13 protein-coding genes are annotated in these 20,692 nt (G+C 69.8%); 11 read left to right on the forward strand and 2 right to left on the reverse strand.

What is annotated here, in order from left to right; translation table 11 throughout:
• Nucleotides 1-25 precede the first annotated feature (25 nt).
• The 6 genes from Q664_RS19570 (at nt 26) to Q664_RS19595 (ending at nt 14,452) form a co-directional block, all read left to right on the forward strand.
• A complete protein-coding gene (locus Q664_RS19570) occupies nt 26-7,168 on the forward strand; it encodes an amino acid adenylation domain-containing protein (protein ID WP_052518390.1) in 7,143 nt (2,380 codons plus the stop codon).
• Between the two features lie 5 nt (nt 7,169-7,173).
• The gene (locus Q664_RS19575; RefSeq protein WP_043397611.1) at nt 7,174-8,001 is read left to right on the forward strand and encodes a cupin-like domain-containing protein; all 828 of its coding nucleotides are present in this window, start codon (nt 7,174-7,176) and stop codon (nt 7,999-8,001) included.
• 18 nt (nt 8,002-8,019) lie between these two features.
• Nucleotides 8,020-10,038, forward strand: coding sequence for a fused MFS/spermidine synthase (locus tag Q664_RS19580; RefSeq protein WP_043397613.1), 2,019 nt, complete (start codon nt 8,020-8,022; stop codon nt 10,036-10,038).
• Nucleotides 10,039-10,097: 59 nt separating this feature from the next.
• Nucleotides 10,098-11,471 carry an iron-containing redox enzyme family protein gene (locus tag Q664_RS19585; protein WP_052518391.1) on the forward strand — a complete coding sequence of 458 codons (1,374 nt, stop codon included), beginning with the start codon at nt 10,098-10,100 and terminating at the stop codon, nt 11,469-11,471.
• Nucleotides 11,468-11,743 carry a Rieske 2Fe-2S domain-containing protein gene (locus tag Q664_RS19590; protein ID WP_043397614.1) on the forward strand — a complete coding sequence of 92 codons (276 nt, stop codon included), beginning with the start codon at nt 11,468-11,470 and terminating at the stop codon, nt 11,741-11,743. The genes Q664_RS19585 and Q664_RS19590 overlap by 4 nt, the downstream gene beginning before the upstream one ends.
• Before the next feature lie 198 nt (nt 11,744-11,941).
• A complete protein-coding gene (locus Q664_RS19595; RefSeq protein WP_043397616.1) occupies nt 11,942-14,452 on the forward strand; it encodes a carbohydrate binding family 9 domain-containing protein in 2,511 nt (836 codons plus the stop codon).
• A 238-nt stretch (nt 14,453-14,690) separates the two neighbouring features.
• On the opposite strand, the gene Q664_RS19600 is transcribed toward Q664_RS19595, so the two are convergent.
• Entirely contained in the window at nt 14,691-16,475 is a 1,785-nt protein-coding gene (locus tag Q664_RS19600; RefSeq protein WP_043397618.1) for a serine/threonine protein kinase, read from the reverse strand.
• A gap of 12 nt (nt 16,476-16,487) precedes the next feature.
• A complete protein-coding gene (locus Q664_RS19605) occupies nt 16,488-17,276 on the reverse strand; it encodes a DUF2381 family protein (RefSeq protein WP_043397620.1) in 789 nt (262 codons plus the stop codon).
• Nucleotides 17,277-17,544: 268 nt separating this feature from the next.
• Between Q664_RS19605 and Q664_RS19610 the strand changes: the two genes are divergently transcribed.
• From Q664_RS19610 to Q664_RS19630, 5 genes are all read left to right on the forward strand, one after another.
• Nucleotides 17,545-17,907, forward strand: coding sequence for a helix-turn-helix domain-containing protein (locus Q664_RS19610; protein WP_043397622.1), 363 nt, complete (start codon nt 17,545-17,547; stop codon nt 17,905-17,907).
• Nucleotides 17,904-18,518: an ImmA/IrrE family metallo-endopeptidase gene (locus Q664_RS19615; RefSeq protein WP_160174451.1), complete on the forward strand. Its 615-nt coding sequence runs from the start codon at nt 17,904-17,906 to the stop codon at nt 18,516-18,518. The genes Q664_RS19610 and Q664_RS19615 overlap by 4 nt, the downstream gene beginning before the upstream one ends.
• A 332-nt stretch (nt 18,519-18,850) precedes the next feature.
• Nucleotides 18,851-19,117 carry a hypothetical protein gene (locus tag Q664_RS19620; RefSeq protein WP_043397626.1) on the forward strand — a complete coding sequence of 89 codons (267 nt, stop codon included), beginning with the start codon at nt 18,851-18,853 and terminating at the stop codon, nt 19,115-19,117.
• A 164-nt stretch (nt 19,118-19,281) separates the two neighbouring features.
• Entirely contained in the window at nt 19,282-19,761 is a 480-nt protein-coding gene (locus Q664_RS19625; RefSeq protein ID WP_160174452.1) for a metal-dependent hydrolase, read from the forward strand.
• Between the two features lie 63 nt (nt 19,762-19,824).
• Nucleotides 19,825-20,352: a transglutaminase domain-containing protein gene (locus Q664_RS19630; protein ID WP_043397630.1), complete on the forward strand. Its 528-nt coding sequence runs from the start codon at nt 19,825-19,827 to the stop codon at nt 20,350-20,352.
• The last annotated feature ends 340 nt before the right edge of the window (nt 20,353-20,692 follow it).

Here is a 20,692-nt window from a genome sequence, read left to right on the forward strand (position 1 = left end):
CCCACCCAACGAGCGCATGCGAGAGATGTCCGCCCAGATCATGAGCGAGCCGAACGAGGTCCTCCACGCGGGAGAGGTGTATGTGTTTCCGGCCTCGTACGCGCAGAAGCGGATGTGGTTCCTGGAGAGGTTGGAGCCGGGGAGCGCCGCCTATCACATGCCCTTCGCCCTGCGGCTGTCGGGGACGTTGGATGTGAAGGCCTTGAGGCAGGGCCTCGACGCGGTGTTCCACCGCCACGAGGCGCTGCGCACGCGCTTCGAGGAGGCGGCGGATGGCGAGGTGAACCAGGTCATCCATCCGCCCGCGCCGCTCGGCCTGGGGCTGGCGGAGCTGGAGGCGGTGGAGCCGGAGGCGCGCACGGCGCGCGTGCTGGACTGGTGCGCCCGCGAGGCGGCGCGGCCGTTCGACCTGGAGCGGGACGTGCTGCTGCGTGCCTCGCTGCTGCGGCTCGGGGACGAGGAGCACGTGTTGCTGTTGGTGCTGCACCACATCATCTCGGATGGGTGGTCCATGGCCATCTTCGCCCGGGAGCTGCTGGAGGTGTACGCCGCGGCCCGGGAGGGGCGGGGCTCGCCGCTGCCGGAGCCCGAGCTTCAGTACGTGGACCACAGCGAGTGGCAGCGCGCGTGGATGGAGGAGGGCGGCGAGTCCCGGAGCCAGGTGGAGTATTGGAAGCGGAAGCTGGCCGGTCCGCTGCCGGTGCTGGAGCTGCCGGTGGATCGCCCCCGCCCGCCCGTGCAGACGCTGAAGGGCGCGACGCTGGATTTCTCCCTGCCGCGTGAGGTGCTGGCGCCGCTGCGGGAGCTTGGACAGCGCGAGGGAGCCACGCTCTTCATGACGCTGCTGGCGGGCTTCTCCGCGCTGCTGCACCGGTATTCCGGGGCGCAGGAGGTCGTCATCGGCACGCCGGTGGCCAACCGCCGCCGCGCCGAGCAGGAGGGGTTGATCGGCCTCTTCGTGAACACGCTGGCGCTGCGCGTGTCCACGGCGGGCAACCCGGGCCTGCGCGAGCTGGTGCGCCGGGCGCGCACGGAGACGCTCGAGGCCTACGTCCACCAGGACATCCCCTTCGAGAAGGTGGTGGAGGAGCTGCGGCTGCCGAGGAGCCTGGGCGTTCCCCCCGTCTTCCAGGTGATGCTGGTGCTGGAGAACCAGCCGGCGGTGCCGCTCGCGCTCGCGGGCCTGCGCGTCACCCCGCTGGCCATTCCCACGCGCACGGCGCGGTTCGATCTCATGCTGTCGCTGGAGGAGACGGCCGAGGGGCTGCGCGGCCACGTGGAGTACAGCACGGACCTCTTCGACGAGGCGACGGTGCGCCGGATGCTCGCGCACTACGAGCGGGTGCTGCGGGGCGCGGTGACGCCGGAGGTGGGCATCGCGGACCTGCCGCTGCTGGACGCGGAGGAGCGCGCGCGTGTGCTCGGCGAGTGGAGCCGGGGGGCCGAGCCAGGCCAGGAGGAGACGACGTTGCCCGCGCTCGTGGAGGCGCAGGCGCGGCGCACGCCGGACGCGGTGGCCGTCAGCGCGGGCGACGCGAGCCTCACCTACCGGGAGCTGGAGGTGCGCGCCAATCAGCTCGCGCACCACCTGCGCCGGCTGGGCGTGGGGCCCGAGGTGGTGGTGGGAGTGTGCGCCGAGCGCTCGCTGGAGCTGGCGGTGGGGATGCTCGGCATCTCCAAGGCGGGAGGGGCGTACCTGCCGCTCGACCCCGACTATCCCGAGGATCGGCTCGCCTTCATGCTGAAGGACAGCCGCGTGTCCGTGCTGGTGGCGCAGGAGCGCGTGGCCGGGCGCATTCCCTCGATGGGGGAGCGGCGGGTGCTGTTGGACGCGCACGCGGAGGCGCTCGCGCGGGAGTCCAGCGAGGCGCCCGGGAGCGGGCTGGCGCCGGACAACCTCGTCTACGTCATCTACACCTCCGGCTCTACTGGCAGGCCCAAGGGCGTGGGGGTGACACACCGGGGGCTCGCGCGGCTGGTGACGGGCTCGACGTACGCGCGGCTGGGGGCGGGGGAGCGCGTGCTCCAGTTCGTCTCCATCTCGTTCGACGTCTCCGCCTACGAGCTGTGGGGACCGCTGTGCAACGGCGGCCAGGTGGTGATGGCGCCGCCGGGCGCGTTGTCCCTGGAGGAACTGGGGACGCTGTTTCAGCAGCGGAAGGTGAGCACGCTGTGGCTCACGGCGGGCCTGTTCCATCAGATGGTGGAGGGCAACCTGGAGGGGCTCGCGGGGGTGCGGCAACTGCTGGCGGGCGGGGATGCCGTGTCCGCGCACCACATGCGGCGTGTGCGCGAGCGCTTCCCGGAATGTGCCCTCATCAATGGTTACGGGCCCACGGAAGTCACCGTGTTCGCGTGCACCCACGCGGTGGAGCCGGGCACGCCCGTGGATGGCTTTCCCATCGGCCGGCCCATTCCGGGGACGGAGGCCCATATCGTCGACGCGCGGCTGCGGCCCGTACCGGTGGGCGTCCCGGGGGAACTGCTCCTGGGAGGGCCGGGAGTGGCCCGGGGCTACCTCGGCCGGCCGGAGCTGACGGCCGAGCGGTTCATCCCCCATCCCTTCAGTGACAGGCCCGGTGCGCGGCTGTACCGCACGGGAGACCTCGCGCGCTTCCGCGCGGACGGCCGCATCGAGTACCTCGGGCGGTTGGACCGGCAGGTGAAGGTGCGTGGCTACCGCATCGAGCTGGGTGAGGTGGAGGAGGTGTTGCGCGCCCGGCCCGAGGTGGGGGACGCCGTGGTGCTGGCGCTGCCGGATCCCTCGGGAGACAAGCGGTTGTCCGCGTTCGTCGTGCCGCGGAATGAGGCCGAGCCCCCCTCGCCCTCCGCGTTGCGGGTGGCCCTGCGCCAGCGGCTGCCGGAGCACATGGTGCCCACCTCGTGGACGGTGGTGGACGCCCTGCCGCTCGGGCCCAACGGCAAGGTGGACCGGCAGCGGCTCGTCGAGGCCGAGGCCCCGCGCTCCCCGGGCGTGCCCTCGCGCTTCGTTCCCGCCACCGAGGAGGAGCGCCTGCTCGCGGAGCTGTGGCGCCAGGTGCTGGAGGTGGAGGTGCCGGGCCCGGAGGCGGACTTCTTCGCGCTGGGCGGGCACTCGCTTCTCGCCACGAAGCTGGTCTCCCGCCTGCGTGAGACCTTCCGGTTGCAGGTGCCGCTGAAGACCGTTTTCGAGCATCCGCGGCTGGAGCAGCTCGCGGCCTGGTTGCGCGCGCGCGCCGGGGAGGCTCCCGCGCGGCTGCCTCCGCCGCTGCGCCGGGTGGAGCGGAGCACCCCGCCGCCGATGTCCTTCGCCCAGCAGCGGCTGTGGTTCCTCGACCAGTTGGAGACGGGCAGCGCCTTCTACAACATGGCCTTCGCGCTCCGGCTGGAGGGACGGCTGGAGGCGCCGGCGCTCGCCGCCGCGCTGCGCGGGTTGGTGGAGCGGCACGAGGTGCTGCGCACCCGGCTCGTGGAGGTGGAGGGAGAGCCGCGCCAGCTCATCGACTCCGAGGCCGGGGTGTCGTTGGAGCAGGTGTCCCTCGCGGAGGTGCCGGAGGCGGAGCGGGAGGCGCGGGCGCTCGCGCTGGCCCGGGCGTGGCTGGAGCGCCCGTTCGACCTGGCGCGCGGTCCCCTGCTGCGGGCCCACGTGTGCGCGCTCGGGGCTGGGCGGCATGTGCTCGTGCTCGCCATGCACCACGCCGTCTCCGATGGTTGGTCGCTGCGCGTGCTCGTGCACGAGCTGGGAGAGCTGTACGCGGCGCACCTCGAGGGCCGTCCGGCCGCCCTGCCGCCGCTGCCCGTGCAATACGCCGACTTCGCCGCGTGGCAGCGCGGGTGGGTGGAGTCCGGCGCGCTCGCGGGCCAGCTCGACTACTGGCGCAAGCAGCTCGGTGGTGAGCTGCCGGTGCTGGAGCTGCCGAGGGACAGGCCCCGGCCTCAGCGTCAGCGCTACCGGGGCCGCACGCTCGCACGGCACGCCTCCGGAGCGCTGCGGGAGGCGTTGCTCGCCGCGAGCCAGGGGCAGGGCGTCACCCCCTTCATGTGCTCCCTCGCGGCCTTCCAGGTGCTGCTGCACCGCCTCACGGGACAGGAGGAGCTGCTCGTGGGCACGCCCATCTCCGGACGCACGCACGCGGACGTGGAGGGGTTGCTCGGCTGTTTCGTGAACACGTTGGTGTTGCGCTCGGCCGTGTCCGGGGCGTTGCCCTTCCGCGAGTTGCTCGCCCGGGCGAAGCAGGTGTGCCTGGAGGCCTACGCGCACCAGGACATCCCCTTCGAGCACGTGGTGGAAGCGGTGCAGCCGGTGCGCTCCACCCAGCACACGCCGCTCTTCCAGACGATGTTCATCTACAACGAGCCGGGGGGCTCGCCGGAGCGCTTCTCCTCGCTGCGGGTGGAGCCGCTGAAGGTGGAGACGGGCACGTCCACGTTCGATCTCACGCTCGCGGTGACGGACACCGGCCACGGTCTGGAGCTGGAGGCCGAGTACGACACGGAGCTCTTCAACGAGGAGGTCGTGGCGCACTGGCTGTCCGTCTACGAGACGCTCCTGGAGGCGGCGGTGCGTGCTCCGGAGCTGCGCGTGCGCGAACTGCCGGTGCTGGACGCCGAGTCCCGTCAGCGTATCTGCGTGGAGTGGAACCACACGCCGGACGTGTTCCCCACGCACACGAATCTCGCCGCGCTGCTCGCGGCCCAGGCGGCCCGCTCGCCCGAGGCCCCGGCGGTGTCCTTCGGCACGTCGCTCCTCACCTACCGGCAGCTGGAGGCCCGGGTCCGGAGCGTGGCCCGCGCGCTGAGGGCTCGCGGCGTGGGTCCGGAGGTGCGCGTGGGCGTGTGCGCCGAGCGATCGCTGGAGATGGTCATCGCCGTGCTGGGGGTCATCCACGCGGGCGGCGCCTACGTGCCGCTGGACGCCACCCACCCCACCGAGCGGCTCCAGTACATGATGGAGGACGCGGGCGCGCGGGTACTGCTCGCCCAGAGGAAGCTGGAGGAGCGCCTGCCCGTCATGGCGCTCGAGCGCCTGTGGCTCGAGGACGTGGCGGGGGTGGAGGAGCTGAGGCCGCTCGCGCTCCCGGCGCTCCAGCCGGAGCACCTGGCGTACGTCATCTATACGTCGGGCTCCACGGGGCGGCCCAAGGGCGTGATGCTCGCGCACCGCGAGGTGTGCCAGCGGCTCGCGTTCGGGCAGGCCGCCTATCCGCTCGGCGAGGGCAGCCGGGTGTTGCAGGTGGCCTCGCTGGGGTTCGACCCGTCCGTGCTGGAGATCTTCCACGCGCTCTCCACGGGCGCGCAGCTCGTGCTGCTGCCGCCGGGGGGGAACAGGGACCCCTCGGTCATCGCCCGGCACGTGGACGAGCACCGCGTCACCAGCATGGAGCTCGTCCCGTCCATGTTGGAGCTGATGTTGGAGCAGCCGCTCTTCATGCGCAGCCCGTCCCTGCGGCGCGTCTTCGTGGGCGGCGAGGCCATTCCGCTCGTGTTGCAGGAGCGCTTCCTGGCCACCCTGACCGTCGAGCTCGTCAACACCTATGGGCCCACGGAGGCCACGGTGGACGTGGTGCACTGGCCCTGCCGCATGGTGCCGGGGATGCAGAGCGTGCCCATCGGCCGGCCCATCTCGCGCTCGCGCATGTACATCGTCGACGCGCACCTGCGGCCGGTGCCCGTGGGAGTGCCGGGTGAGCTGCTCATCGGCGGCCACTACCTGGCGCGGGGCTACCAGGGGCGGCCAGAGGTGACGGCGGAGAAGTTCGTGCCGGACCCCTTCAGCGGCGAGCCCGGCGCGAGGCTCTACCGGACGGGGGACCTGGTGCGCTACCTGCCCAACGGGGACATCGAGTTCCTCGGCCGCACGGACCACCAGGTGAAGCTGCGCGGGGTGCGCATCGAGCTGGGGGAGGTGGAGTCCTGCCTGCGCGCCCACCCAAGCATCCGCGACTGCGTGGTGATGACGCACACCTTCGGACCGGGGGACGTGCGGCTGGTGGCGTACTGCGCCGTGCGCGACGCGCTGGAGGGGCCCGCCCAGGCGGCGTGGTCCGACTCCCTGCGCACCCACCTGGCGGCCTCGCTGCCGGCCGTCATGGTGCCGGCGGCGCTCGTGCCCATGTCCACGCTGCCCCTCAACGCCAGTGGCAAGGTGGACCGCAAGCAACTGCGTCCCCCGGAGGCCGCGCACCTGGGGCCGCGCACGGCGGCGGTGGCGCCGCGAGGCCCGGTGGAGGAGGCGCTCGCGTCCCTGTGGAAGCAACTGCTCTCCGTGGAGCAGGTGGGGGTGACGGACGACTTCTTCGCGCTCGGCGGCCACTCGCTGCTGGCGCTGCGGATGATGACGCGGGTGCAGCAGGAGCTGGGGGTGAAGCTGCCGCTGGACACCCTGTTCGAGACGCCCACCATCGCCGGGCTCGCCCGCCGCATCGAGGCGGGGAGGAGCGCCGCGGAGCACTCGCCGCTGGTGCTGCTGCGCGAGGGCGGGGAGCGGCCTCCGCTCTTCTGGGTGCACCCGGTGGGCGGTGGGGTGCTGTGCTACGAGCCGCTGATACGGCGCCTGGGACGTGAGCGGGCCCACTATGGCCTGCGCTCGGTGGGGCTGCTGGGCGTGGAGCGTCCCGAGGAGCTGGCCGAGCTGGCGCGCGAGTACGTCCGGTGCGTGTGCGAGGCGCGCCCCGAGGGGCCCGTGCTGCTGGCGGGCTGGTCCCTGGGTGGGGTGCTGGCCTTCGAGATGGCGCGTCAGCTCGAGGCGCGCGGGCGCGAGGTGGCGCTGTTGCTGGCGCTCGACGCGGTGCCCGACTCCGTCAGCGAGGTGTCCGAGGAGTGGGCGGCGGCGGAGCTGGCCGGGCTGGTGTCCGCCGAGCTGGGGGTATCCGAGGACGAGGCCCGGGCGCTGCTCGCAGGGAAGGGCGGGGCCGAGGAGCCGCTCCAGCACGTGTTGGAGGAGCTGCGGCGCAACCTGGGCGCGCTGCGGCGCTACCGTCCCGGGCCGTACCTGGGCCGCATGCTGCTCCTCGAGGCCACCGAGCGCGAGGCCCCGCTGGAGCCCGCCCTGCCCGACACCTGGAAGGCCGTCGTCCTGGGGGGCGTGGAGCACCACCCGGTGGCGGGAGACCACTACCAACTCGTGCGCGAGCCGCACGTCGACGCCGTCGCGGAGCACGTCCGGCGCGCGTTGGAGGAAGCACCATGAGAGCCATGTCCAATCGACCCATTGATGTCCGGGAGAAGCTGTCTCCTCGCGAGTTCGTCCAGGAATACATCATCCCCAACAAGCCGGTCATCGTCTCGGACGCGCTGGACACCTGGAGGGCGCGGGAGCTGTGGACGCCCGAGTACTTCCTGACGCTGCTGGGGACGCTGCCGGTGGAGGTGACCCGGGACGGGCCGGACCCCGAGGGCCGCATGCCGTACTCGGAGTTCTACGAGCACCTGCGGCTCGCGCAGACGGGCCCGGTGCCCGAGGATGGGAGCATCCAGCACCTGCGCTATATGAGGATGCGGGAGCTGGAGCCGCTGGAGCAGGTGCGCGGCCAGTGGGCGCGGCCCTACTTCATGCCCGCGCGCGGCTACTGCATTCCCTTCGCGCCCCTGGGGATGGACCCCACGCGCGAGCGCTACCCGGGATTCGGCCTCTTCATCTCGCCCCGGGGCGGCGCGAGCAAGCTGCACGTGGATGGCATCCGGTCCAACGCCATCGTCTGCCAGGTGTACGGCTCCAAGCGCTGCTACGTGCTGGCGCCGGACCAGGAGTCGCAGTTGCCGGACCGGGACTCGCGGCGCGCGCGCCAGGTGAAGCACCTGGAGTTCGAGCCCCCCTCGTTCGGCCGCGCGAAGATGGTGGAGTTCGACCTGCATCCCGGGGAGACGCTCTTCGTTCCCCACCTGTGGTTCCACGAGGTCCACACGACGCAGACGAGCATCTCGCTCACGTACAACTTCGTGCACGGCAGCGAGGCACTCGGGTTCGCCTGGTGGTTCCTCAAGACGTCCCTCACCAACCCCAACTCCCACAGCGTCGGCTAGGAGCTCGTCTTGTCCGAAATGGTCTCAGCGCAGCCTCGGCTGCTCAATCCCTACCTGTATCTGCTGTCCTTCACCGGCGGCTTCAACGTGATGCTGCTGGAGATGTGCGGCTTCCGGGTGCTGGGGACGGCGTTCGGCTCGTCCATCTACGTCACCGGCGTGCTGCTGGCGCTGGTGATGATTGCCCTGTCGGTGGGGTACTACCTGGGGGGCCGCTTCTCGCAGCGCTTCGGCACGCTGGAGTTCCTGCTGGGCCTGCTGGCCGGGGCGGCCGTCTACGTGGCGGTGGTGCACCTGCTCCTGGTCGAGCCCCTGCTGGACGCGTGCTACCACCTGCGCGCCTCGTTCGATGACGTGACGCTCCAGCACGTGGTGCCGGTGTCGCTGGCGACGCTGGTGCTCTTCGGGCCGCCCATGGTGGCGCTCAGCCACGTGTCGCCCTACCTCATCAAGCTGCTGTCGGCCTCGGACGCCGGGCAGGGCGCGGGGCGCACCGCGGGCAACCTGATGGCGGTGTCCAACGTGGGCAGCATCGCGGGCACCACGCTGCCCTCCTTCCTGCTGCTGCCGGTGCTGGGCGTGAGGACGACGCTCGGCATCTTCCTGGCGTCGCTGGGGCTGGTGGTGGCGCTGGGGCTGGTGCTCGGGCGCAGGCGGGTGCTCGCGGCGGCGGCGGCCACCGCCGCGGTGGCCATGGCGGTGGGCGGGCCGGCGGCGGCGCACCTCCTGGAGAAGCAGGACGCGGCGCTCGTGTTCGCGGGCGAGTCGCTCTACGGCACCGTGCGCGTGCTGCGCGCCCAGGAGGACGGCGGGGACGAGCGCCTGGAGTACATGCCCTCGCGCGACTACGTGCACTCCACGGTGTACCCGAAGGCGCCGCTGAAGGATCAATTCACCACCGCCTACGTCAACGTGGGGCTCGCGCGCGAGTCCCGGCGCTACCTGGTGCTCGGCACGGCGCTGGGCGGGGCGGTGGCGGCCATCCTCGCGGCGGATCCCCAGGCGGAGGTGACGGGGGTGGAGATCGATCCCCTGGTGGTGGACCTGTCGCTCCGGCTGGTGCCCGCGCTCCAGTCCCCGCGCGTGAAGATGGTGGTGCGCGACGCCCGGCTCTTCCTGCGCGAGGACACCAGCACCTACGACTACATCGTCGTGGACATCTTCGCCGGCGAGCAGATTCCCACCCACTGCATCACCCAGGAGTTCTTCGCCCTGGCGCGCGCCCGGCTGGCCGAGGACGGGGTGATGCAGATGAACACCAACCTGTGGGACTACCAGGTGCTCAGCGGGCTGGAGCAGCCCGAGCCCTTCGTGGGCGTGCGTCACCTGCACTCGGCGCTGCTGCACGCGGGCTTCGCCTCGCTCTTCCAGAGTGACTTCTTCGGCAATGGCCACCTGTATGCCTTCAAGCGGCCCACGGAGCTGGCCGCGCTGCGGGAGCAGCTCGCGCGCCGGGCGCTCGACACGTCGGCGGATCCCCATCTGCGCGCCTCCTGGGCGGTGGCGTCGCTCTCGCTCGTGACGGTGCCGGACGCGCGCCGCGAGGTGCGGCCCTTCACCGATGCGTGGGTGCCGGACCATCAGCTCCACCTCAAGGGCTACATCGACCGCTACCTCGCCTCGCTGCTGCGCGCGAAAGAGAGCGCCGGGTGGAAGTCCCAGGTGGAGGGCGCGAGCCCGGACGACTTGAGGATGATCTCCGTGCGGCACTACGCCGCGGCGGCCGCGTCCTTCTCTCCGAGCGAGCCGGGCTTCAAGAGCTACCTGGAGACGAAGGGAGGAGACTTCTGCCACGAGCTGCTGGACTGGGCGGCGCGGCAGCAGGAGGACATCCACGTCCCGGTGGCCCGCTACGTCCACACGCCGGTGCTGGAGCGGTGCGCGCGGCTCCCCGCCGCCGAGGTCCCCGCCGGGGGCGCCGCGCCGCGGCTCCGTCGTTACGCGGAGGCCGCCACGCTGGTGGACTCCAACCAGGGCCCCCAGGCGCTGCCGTTGCTGGTGGCGTTGCTCGGCGACGGCCACGTCGCGGGGCAGTGAGGGGCGCCCGCTTCCCACCCACCTCTTCCCTTCTCCCTTCCCCCCACGAGAACCAGACCATGTTGGACACCGCCGCTCTCCTCGAGTCCCCCGCGTTGCACCCCCTGTGGCAGCACCTCCAGGCCTCCGGGCCCTACCAGCCCGGACGGGGCTGGACGCTGGACAATCCCTATCACCGGCCCACGGACCTCTCGGGCCTGTCGCCCGGCTCACTCGGCGAGCCCCTGCGGCTGGAGACGTTGTGCACGCGGCGCTCGCTGGTGCTCAACCGGCTGCTCTTCAACATCTACGAGCAGAACAACCTCTACCTGCCGCCCGCGCGCTTCAGCGAGCAGGAGATGCAGGCGTTCCACGGCTACTACGCGCCGGACTTCGTGGCAGCCAACGCGCTGCTGCGTCCGGTGCTGGAGCGCTCCTGCTTCGACTTCCTCACCGGGACCATCTCCGTGCAGGGCCCCTGGAGCATGGCCCACCTGGAGGAGTACACGCGCGACGCGCTGAGCCGTTTCGAGGCGGCCCCGAGTGGCCTGTGCGAGCGCATCCGCCGGACGGCCCACCCGGACAAGGCCGCGCGCCTCTTCCTGCTCCAGGTGGCGCCGGACTTCCTCTCGGAGGCCTCGCAGATGGCGCGGGCCCTGCCCGGCAACTACGGGCCGGTGCACTCGGAGTTGATGAAGATCTTCATCGACGAGTTCGGCTACGGCGTGCACCCGCAGAAGCACTCCACGCTCTTCGAGGAGACGCTCACCTCGGTGGGGCTCAGCCCGCGGGTGCACACGCACTACTACTGGTACCTGCCCACCTCGCTGTTGATGACGAGCTACTTCCACTGGATTACCGCCGTGAAGACGCGGTGGTTCGAGTACGTGGGCGCGCTGTATTGGATTGAAGCGGTGGTGCCGCACTTCAACCGGCAGTTCAGCCGGCTGCTGCACGACACCTTCGGAGCGGGGGTGAACACGGGCTACTTCGACGAGCACGTGGGAATCGACCTGCACCACCGGCGCATGGCGTTCGACAAGCTCATCCGCCCCATGGTGGAGCGCTATGGGGACGGCGTCATTCCCGCCATGGTGCGCGGCATCGAGGCGAGCCGGCTGCTGGGGGACGTGTCCGAGCGCGACTTCCTGGAGCAGATGGACTTTTGCGAGGCGCTCGCGGCGGGAGGAGCGGCCCCCGCCGGGCCGTGGCAGGGGATGCCGGCGCGGGAGCTCGCGGCGGGCACCTTCCTGGAGCCGAACGTGTACGACTCGCCCCACGTGGTGGGGGTGGTGAAGGGCCGGGTGGAGGTGGATGGCGGCTACCTGTCGCCGCGCGTGCTGGCGCCGGGCGAGGCGGTGGTGGTGCCCGCCGGGCGGATGCTGGGCGTGCGCGTGCTGGAGGAGGGCGCCTCGCTCGTGCTGGAGCCCCAGGCCCGGGAGGAGCGCGGATGATTCTCCAGATGGAGGCCCGGCACTGGGCCCGCCAGCGCGTGGCGGGGGAGCGCTACCTGTGCCTGTTGCAGGAAGGGGAGCTCGTCGTCGTCCTGGACAGGTGCAAGCACCGGGGTGGCCCGCTGAGCCTGGGGACGTATGATGAGCGGACGCAGTGCGTGAAGTGCCCGTGGCACGACATGGTGAACACCCCGCGCAACCTGGAGGCCAGGCGCATGCCGTCCGTGAGGGTGGGATCGGTGATGACGGTGGTGGTCCCGGAGCCGGACTGAGCCCTATTTCCCCTCTCCCCCCGGGAGAGGGACGGGGTGAGGGTATCGGGTGAACCCGGGTTGAACCCCGTGCCCACACGGAGTGCCACGGGTTGAAGAACGGGTCCGGGCACCCTCACCCCCACCCTCTCCCGGAGGGCGAGGGAGTATTGGGTCACTTCCCTGAAGGGATTTGGATGTATGGACAGGACAGGTCGCATGAGGGGGCTGGCCCTGGTGCTGGCGGTGGCGTGGGCGGCGCCGGTGCAGGCCCGGGAGGAGCTGGGCCCGGAGGTGGAGGGGTTCGAGGCGCTGCGCACCCGCGAGCCCCCGCGCGTGGACGGGCGCCTGGACGAGGAGGCGTGGCGTCAGGCCCCCGTCTTCGACCGCTTCCACCAGAGCTTCCCCGAGCCTGACGCCGCCCCGAGTGAGCGCACGGAGGTGCGAGTCCTCTACGACGACGGCAACCTGTACGTGGGGGTGCGGTGCTTCGACGGCGAGCCCGCCGCCATCCGCGCGCCGCTCGGGCGGAGGGACGAGCTGCCCATGTCGGACGTGGTGCGGGTGATGGTGGACAGCCTGCGGGACAGGCGCTCGGGGCTCGTGTTCGCGGTGAACGCGGGCGGGACGCTGGCGGACGCGCGCATCACCCAGGACACGCGGACGGATACGGCGTGGGACGGCATCTGGGAGGGGGCCTCGTCGGTGGACGGGCTCGGGTGGAGCGCGGAGCTGCGCATTCCGTTGCGGCTGCTGCGCTTCCCCGAGGCGGGGGAGCAGCGCTGGGGCTTTCACGTGCGGCGCGAGCTGGCCCGCACCCACGAGATACTGGAGTCGGTGCCGCTGCCGCGGGACGTGAATGCGCTCGTCTCGCGTTTCGCCGAGCTGCGGGCGCTGAAGGAGCTGCGGCCACCGAGGCAGATGCTGGTGCTGCCATACGTGGCGCTGCGCTCGGTGCGAGAGGGCGTGGGGCCGCTGGGGCCCTCGGCGGACGTGGGCGTGGACGTGCAGGCGGGGCTCACCTCCAACCTGTCGCTGACGCTCACCGTCAACCCGGACTTCGGGCAGGTGGAGGCGGACCAGCTCCTCTACAACCCCACCCGGGTGGAGCTGTACTTTCCGGAGAAGCGCCCCTTCTTCCTGGACGGGTTGGAGCTCTTCGAGCCGCTGGTGGACGACGAGCTGCCGGAGCAGTCGTTGCTGTACTCGCGGCGGATGGGCCTGGAGCTGCCGCTGCTGGGCGCGGTGAAGCTCAGTGGCAGCGTGACGGAGAACGTGCAGGTGGCGGTGCTGGACGCGGTGGTGGCGGGCGAGGCGGGGACGGGAGAGGAGGAGCCGCTGGATACGTCCGTGCGCTTCCTGCCGTGGAGGCCGCTGCACCTGGCACCCGGCCATACCCTGCCCGGGCGCGTGGGCCCGCCCACCAACTTCCTGGCCGGCGTGGTGCGGGCGCGCGTGTCCGAGGCCGCCACGGTGGGTGGCTCGGTGGCGCTGGCCACGCCGCTGCGGCCGGACTGCGAGCCGGAGGACGCGGAGCTGGAGGGGTGTACGGCCCGGGGCGGCCAGGCGGCCACGTTGGACATGGCGCTGCGCAGCGGCTCGGGAGACTACGTGCTGGCGGCGCAGCTCTCCGGCTCGCGGGTGACGGGCGGACCCGCAGGGGGCCGGTTGCTCGCGGATGGGACGCTGCTGCGCTCGGGAGACATGGGCTATGGCCTGCGGGTGAGCGGCGGCAAGGAGGGCGGGGAGCCCTGGCGGCTGCGCCTCGGGTATGGCCTCACCTCGCCCCGGTTGAACCTCAACCCCACCGGCTTCCAGCCCATGCACAACGAGCAGTTGCTGCTCGTCAACCCGGAGCTCGTCGGTATCGACTGGCACGGGTTGCCCGAGGTGGCGGTGGGGGTGAACGCCCAGCAGCGCTGGTCCGCGGATGGGCGCCACCTGGCGCTGGGGACGCGGGCGCAGGTGGAGGCGCGGGTGGTGCTGCCCGACTCGAGCGCGGGCGACTGCTACGTGGGCCTGGAGACCGCGCGTCAGGACTTGTTCGAGGTGGTGGGGGCGGGCGTGGCCCTGCAGCGCCCCTCCTTCGTCTTTGGCAGCTGCGCGTACACCACGGACCTCTCGCGGCCGCTGTCGCTGGAGGCGGTGGTGTACGCGGATCGACTCGTGGGCGTGCCCGCTCGCAACTGGAGCACCGGCCAGAATGTCTCGCTGGGCGGCACGTGGATGCCCCTGCCGCAGCTCAGCACCACGCTGAGCCTCTCCTTCGAGAACGCGTCGGATGGGCCGCGCTGGCTGGACAGCTCGCCCGAGGGGCTGCACCGCTTCGGGGACCTGGTGCCCCGCTTCGTCGGCGTCACGCTGCGCCAGTTGGTGGTGCTCTCGCCCACGCTGACGCTTCAGGCGCATGCCCAGCTCTACAGCGGCTACGGCCGGTACGACCGTTTCTTCGAGGTGGTGGGCGAGCCGGGCGCGCGGCTGCGGTTGGCGGACCTGCGCGAGGTGCCCCTGACGGGAGAGAACCCGGCCTTCCACACGGCGGCCCTCAACATCAACCTGGTGCTGCGCTGGGAGTACGCGCTCGGCTCCACGCTCTTCGTGGTGTACGCGCGCTCGCAGGAGTCGCTGGCCCGTCCCGGGGTGCCCGTGTCCTTCACCCTGCTGCCCGAGGGCTTACTGGAGGGCAGCCACTCAGACGCGTTGATGGTGAAGCTCTCCTACGCGCTCTGAGCCCCTTCGGGTATGTCCGTGAAGGGGTGCCCCTGGAACAAGCGCTGACAACGCGGCCATATCCCCTCGCCCTCCGGGAGAGGGACGGGGTGAGGGTGCCACGCATCCCTTCGACCTTACCCATTTTTGAGCCGCCCCCGGCCCCGGCCGGGCACGACTGCGTGTTCGTGGACTTGTAGTCGGCCTGCTCGGGGAGTTGCCTCGTGGTCCCACCGAGGCAGCCCCGAGGAGCCATGTCTCACGGCCAGCGCCAGACGGCGCTTACCGGCAACTCGCGGTTCAACACGGCGGCCCCTTCCTTGGAGCCCTCCCGCTTGGGCACGCGCCCGTCCGGGTTGCCCAGCACGATGCACACGGGGAGCGTCCGCCCATCAGGCAGCACGGCGAGGGTGTAGTGCCCCATGACGGCCGCGCGCTCCACGTTCGTCTCAAGATCGTAAATCCCGGGCCCCGTCCAGAGGAGACCGTGCAGCAGCGTCCCCTCGGGCATGTCGCCGTCTCCCACCGTGAGGCGCCCAATGACAGGGCCATCCGTGTAGACGCCCTCCTCGCTCATGTCGCCGGGCTGGTTGATGTCCACGACGGCTCGAAGCTCGCTGCCCGTCCGAACCTTCAACTCCTGGAACATCGCCTCGGTCGCTTCCTTGGGACAGTCCGCAGGAGCCGGAGGTTTCACCTGGACGGCGGGGCAGCCGATGCCGGCGACGGCGCACAACCAAGCGGCGAGGAACCTTGAGGGGGTGGAGGGAGGGGTGGTGGACACGGGTGGGCTTCCTTTCTCGGGGCCAAACCCAGGCAGCAGCGCCTCGGGTGGGGGCGCGAGTGTGGAGTGCACCAGCCACAAGGCAAGGCCGAGCACAGTCACGCCCACAAGCCCGACCAGGGGCCACCTTGGGCGCCGCGCGCTGACAGGCGCAGCAGGGGCCGCCTGAGTTGCTTCTGAGTGGCGCTCTTCCTCCTTGGGGGGCGGTGCCTCCTCCGGGGCTTCGCGCGCTGGCTTTGGCGGCTGGGCTGGCTGGGCCGCCACCTCCTGGGGGAGGGGCTCAGCTGGACTGCCCTCAACGGCGAAAAGGGGCACCTTCCAGGCCGGGGACTGCCTCACCTTCTCGACGGCCTTCTCCAGCGCATGGAGCACTGCCTCGGTATCCGGGTACCGGTCCTCGGGCCGCTTCTCCAGCAGCTTCAGGGTGATGTCGCTGAGGGCGCGCGGTGCCAGGGGGTTGAGGATGTGGGGGGCGGTTGGAGGGATGCTGGCGATGGCTGCCAGCAGCTCCTTGTCTGGCAGCTCTGGGTTGAACGGGTGGAGGTCCGTCAGGCCCTGGTAGAGCAGCACCCCCAGTGCGTACAGATCCGCGGGCACGCCCCCCTCGAATGGCTCGCCCCGCTTCCATGCATCGGTGCGCGTGTAGGCCAGGAGCTCGGGCGGCACCAGGTGCAGGACACCTTCGGGCAAGCCCAGCGTCTGAGTGAGGGCCCCCGGTAGGCGCGCGGTGCCGAAGTCGATGAGGAATGGCCTGCCGTCCTTCCGGCGGATGAGGATGTTCTCCGCCTTCAAGTCCCGGTGGTACACGCCGCGCGCGTGCAGCACCCCCACGGTGCGCACCACACTGGAGAAGGTGTCCGTCAGCCCCACGGCGTGAAGGGGCTTCCGCCACCGCCACCGGTGCCAGTCGTCCCCATCCACGAAGTCGGTGACGAGGAAGGGGTAGCCCTGGGAGGGGTTGGGCCAGAAGTCCACCGCGTACACGCGCAGCAGGTTGGGGTGGGAGGAATAGGTGAAGAGCGCGGAGGCCTCTCGCGCCAGGCGCCGCCAGGCGCTCGTCTCCTCCACGTACTGCGCTTCGGTGAGCTCCTCCGTGGATTGGTTGATGGGGAGCAGACCTATTTTCATGGAGTACGGCTGGCCGTCGCGCTCCACCTTGAAGACGCGGGAGGAGCCTCCACGGCCCAGCAGCGCGACGATGAGCCAGGGCCCCACCCAGTGGCCGGGCTGGAGGTGGTCCGGGTGCAGGGCTTCTGTCATGGGCTGGCCCTCTCAGAGCACCACATCAAGGATGGGGACGCGCCGGACGCCGCTCTTGTCCAGCACTTCGACGCGGAAGACCTGGCCTGCCTTCCAGTAGGGCGCCTCTGGCTCAACCGCCACGAGCCCCTCCTCACCGGGTGCGAGTTGCGCCTTGTCCATCTCCACGGAGAGCACCTTAACGGGGGTGCCATCCGCCCGGATAAGCCTCGCGGAACCAGGCGCCCAGGGTTGCTGCCCCGGGAGGTTCCTCACACGGACGACGGCGAGAGCCCAGGAGCCAGCACGGTACCCCATGCCTCCAACCACCTTCAGCCCTCCTTGAATGCCGGTGGGCACGTCCTCTGTGCGCCGAGCTACCACTCCATTCCAGTCAATTCGGCCCGAGAACACGAGCCCGGCAGGGCCGCCCACTCCGCACTGGGCTTTCAGCGCCGCGAGCTCCGCTTCATTCTCCGCCAGCGCGGTTTCCAGCGCCTCGACGGTGCGCGGGCGGCGCACCACCTCCACCTCCTTGTCCACCAACGAGAGGTGGGAGACGAGCACCAGCGTGGCAACTGCCGGAGAGGCCCCGTCCTTGTAGCGCACCCGCAGCACCAGCCTCTCCTCGGCGACCAAATCGACAGAGGGCTCCACCGCCACGAGGCGCTCGCCCACGTCCACCCACCGGAAGCGCGCCGGCCGGCCCTCAAGCTCCAAGGAGGCCTTGTCGAGTGGCGCGTCAAAGCGGAGGTAGGAGGCGACGCCGGCTGCCACCCGCACCTCCGGTACCGACTCACTGGCGTTGCCGGGGAGGACCACCTGCCGCTCCTGCCGCTCGCGGGGCCGGGGGGGGGACGTGGGCTGCCGCGGGCGTCCCGAAGGACAGGGCGAGAAGAACGAGGAACGGACGGGGCGGTGGTAGTGCCAGAGCGGATGACCTCTCCGGTCTAGCGTAGCAGAGACAAAGAGTCCTAGCCCCTCGATAATGTGCTGTCAGAACAGCGCTTTTTGCTGATCCGAGCCCCCCTCAGCTTGACAGTGGTCGGCAACTGCCTTACTGGTAAGCAAGCGACTACCAGGAGTACCCATGACAGAATCCATTTTCGGCAGCTACATCCGGGCCCGGCGGGTAGCCGCGGGGTTGAGTTTGCGCTCGGTGGCTGACGAGATCGACACGAGCCACGTCTACCTCGGAGAGGTCGAGAGAGGTGCACGACGCCTCCTCCCCAAGAAGTACTGGCCAGCCCTCATCAAGGCCGTACCCGGCATCACCGAGGAGGAACTGGAGCGCAAGGCGGCGCAGACGAAGCCGGTGCAGCTCTCCCTCGAGGATGCCCCCCCGCAGTACCAGAAGCTGGGGCTTGCGCTCGCCCGTCGTATCGAGCGGCGAGACCTGAATACCACGGAGATGGACGCACTGCTCCGTCTGCTGAAGGGGGACGACGAGTGAGTTCGATGAAGGGTGATGATGACACCATCTCCATGCCGCCGCTGAATATGGCGACCATCGAGAGCTTCGGTGAGGCCGTATTGGCGGAATTTTTCCCTGAGGCACTCAAGCAGCCAATGCCGGTGGATCTCCTCCACTTGGTGGATGAGGTGCTACCTCGGTACGGCATCCACGTGACGCCGGCGAGTGCCGTGGAGATGGGTGACAACCTCGGTCTCACCGACCCATCGGGCACGTTGTCTATCGACGTCCTGCTCCTAGATGACTTGTGGGACCAGTTGCTGGTGGGGGGACCCATCGCCAACCGAGCCCGGGCGACGGTGGCCCACGAACTTGGGCACTGCATCCTGCACGTGCCCGTCATTCGCAAACGCCGCGCATCTCCGTACGGTCAGCACCTGCTGGCGCGCGTGGCGCGGGAGGAGGTCCCCGCGTTCAAGTGTGCCGAGTGGCAGGCGTGGGCTCTGGGAGGCTGCATCCTGGCGCCACGCCGCACCATCAACATGGTGAGTAACCCCACTGTGGCGAAGTTGGCCAACATCTACCAAATCAGCATCAGCATGATGCAGCAGCACTTGCGTCGGCTTCGTATCTCCGTGCCCGGGATGTGAACCCGAAGATGAGTCACAGGAGGAGAAACCCTATGGACACGTCGTAACCAGCAACGAAGAGGAAGTTCGAGGACTAAAAAGCTTCGAGGCCCGACATCGGTGCGTCAACACCGAAGGGGCCCCGAATGTGCAGTACGGCGATTACCCGCTCTTCACGAACGAAGAGACGAGCACTGACAACCTCAGAGATAATCTCTCTAGAGGGCTTCGTCAATGTCGTGTCGGGTTGTGGTGTCGCCGCGAGATCGGGGAAGTAGTCCGCAAGACGGGCTGCTTCCTCTGTAACCGAGGTGGCCTACCACAGGTGGGCTGCCTCGTATTCGAGGCGTGCAATGGCAGCAACCGACAGCAGTGACGGCAGCAACAACAGCAACACGAACAACAACAACGTCCACAAGATGACCCAGATGGATGCAGTGGCGGAGGGGAAGCTGATTCTTCCTCCCGACACGAGCGCCCGGGTGGCGAAGCCGAAGAAGACGTACCCCCCGGGTCCGCCGGGGAAGGTACTGATCTTCCGCTGGACGCGCACCGACGAGCGGACGGGCCAGATCATCCGTGCTCACGGCCGGCCCTTCCCCATGTGGGTCGATCCCTGACGGTGGCTCGGCATCAGCGATGCTGATTCATCCGCCCTGCTGATGCCGGCCTGTTGCTCCACGTAGTTCCCCACCCCGCCCTCACCACGAGGGCTGGGGTGGGGTTTCCAGATTCTTTCAACAACATCTTCGCCCCGCCTATGCGGGGACAGGAGTTCTTCATCATGTCGAACCGTAAGGCTCACTCCACCGTTGGTGCTGTCGTCGGCAGCATCAATGCTGCGCGCTGCCTGCCCGCTGGTCAGGCCTCCATCCACAACATTGCCGAGGTGCTGGGCGGCGCTCTTGGTGGTGTCGTCGGCTCCCGTCTGCCGGATATCATCGAGCCGGCCATTCACAGCCACCACCGCTCCTTCGCCCATAGCGTCACCGTCGCGAGTGGCGTCGCCACCAAGGGCATGTCCATCAGCGCGGACATGGCCAGCTGGTGCCGCGACCAGGCGGAAATGTTCCGCCAGCGCGCGGTGGAGCACTCGGCGCGACCAGACGGCAGCGCCCTGGCCCAGCTCTTCTACTCGCTCATGGAGTTCCTGCTGCACTTCGCTGCGGGCTTCGTGAGCGGCATCCCCGCTGGTTACGTCTCCCACTTGGCCATGGACATGACCACCCCACGGAGCATCCCGCTCGTCGTGCGCGGCTTCTAATCAAACTCGCGCCCCCGCAGTCCAAGTGCGAAGCGCGTCCTTCCAAATTCGGAGATGATTTCCATGTACTACCCCTCGTCCAACCCCGAAGTCATTCGCCTCGCCGGCGACTACAAGTCGCAGTTCTACGCCGTACAGTTGTTGGTTCGTCCCTGGGAGGTTCAACATCTCATCACCCATCGCCGCCCCTCCGTGGTGGAGCTGCTTCGCAAAACCACGTTCGCCGAGAAGGTGGCGGAGTGGCTCGAGGGGAAGCTCACCAGAGGGGAGTACTCGTACATCGCGGACCCGAAGGGCTTCCTCGATTACTGGTGCGCGCCCGCCCTCACGCTCAGGCGCAACGGCGGTGACTGCGAGGACTTCACCCTGCTCACGGTCTCGCTGCTCGCGGCCGGGGGCGTCTCCGCGCACGTGGCCGTCGGCACGGCCTGGAATGGGTCCTCCTTCGGCGGCCACGCGTGGGTCGAGGGGGTGGACTCGCGGGGCTTCTTCCTCATCGAGGGCACGTCGGGACAGATGTTCCGACACCGTCCCAACGAGTACAGGCTGAGTTGGCACATCGGACACAGCCGCGTTCAGAGTGCCGCCTGAACTGGCGACGTGGCGGAGGGCGCCATCCAGAGGAATGGGGGCGCCCTTTTAGTCATAGAAATACCAGCGTTCCCAATCGACCGAGATGCCGCATGGCACTCAAGGCATCAATGTTGTCGTCTAACCCCGTACCACAAGAGGTGTTCCAACATGAAGTAAGACATGTGCCCCATCTGCACCGCACCGTTCAAGGAAGGCGAAGCAGTCATTCAGTTCGGTGCGTGGTCCGAGAAGACCATGGCCAAGGAAAGCACACGCTTGGGCCACGTAGACTGCGTTCTCTACATCTCAAGGAAGGAGAGTCGGAAGCACCCGCCTCCGGACGCCCGCGGTAGCTCCG

The sequence above is a fragment of the Archangium violaceum Cb vi76 genome (assembly GCF_000733295.1).
Classification (GTDB): domain Bacteria; phylum Myxococcota; class Myxococcia; order Myxococcales; family Myxococcaceae; genus Archangium; species Archangium violaceum.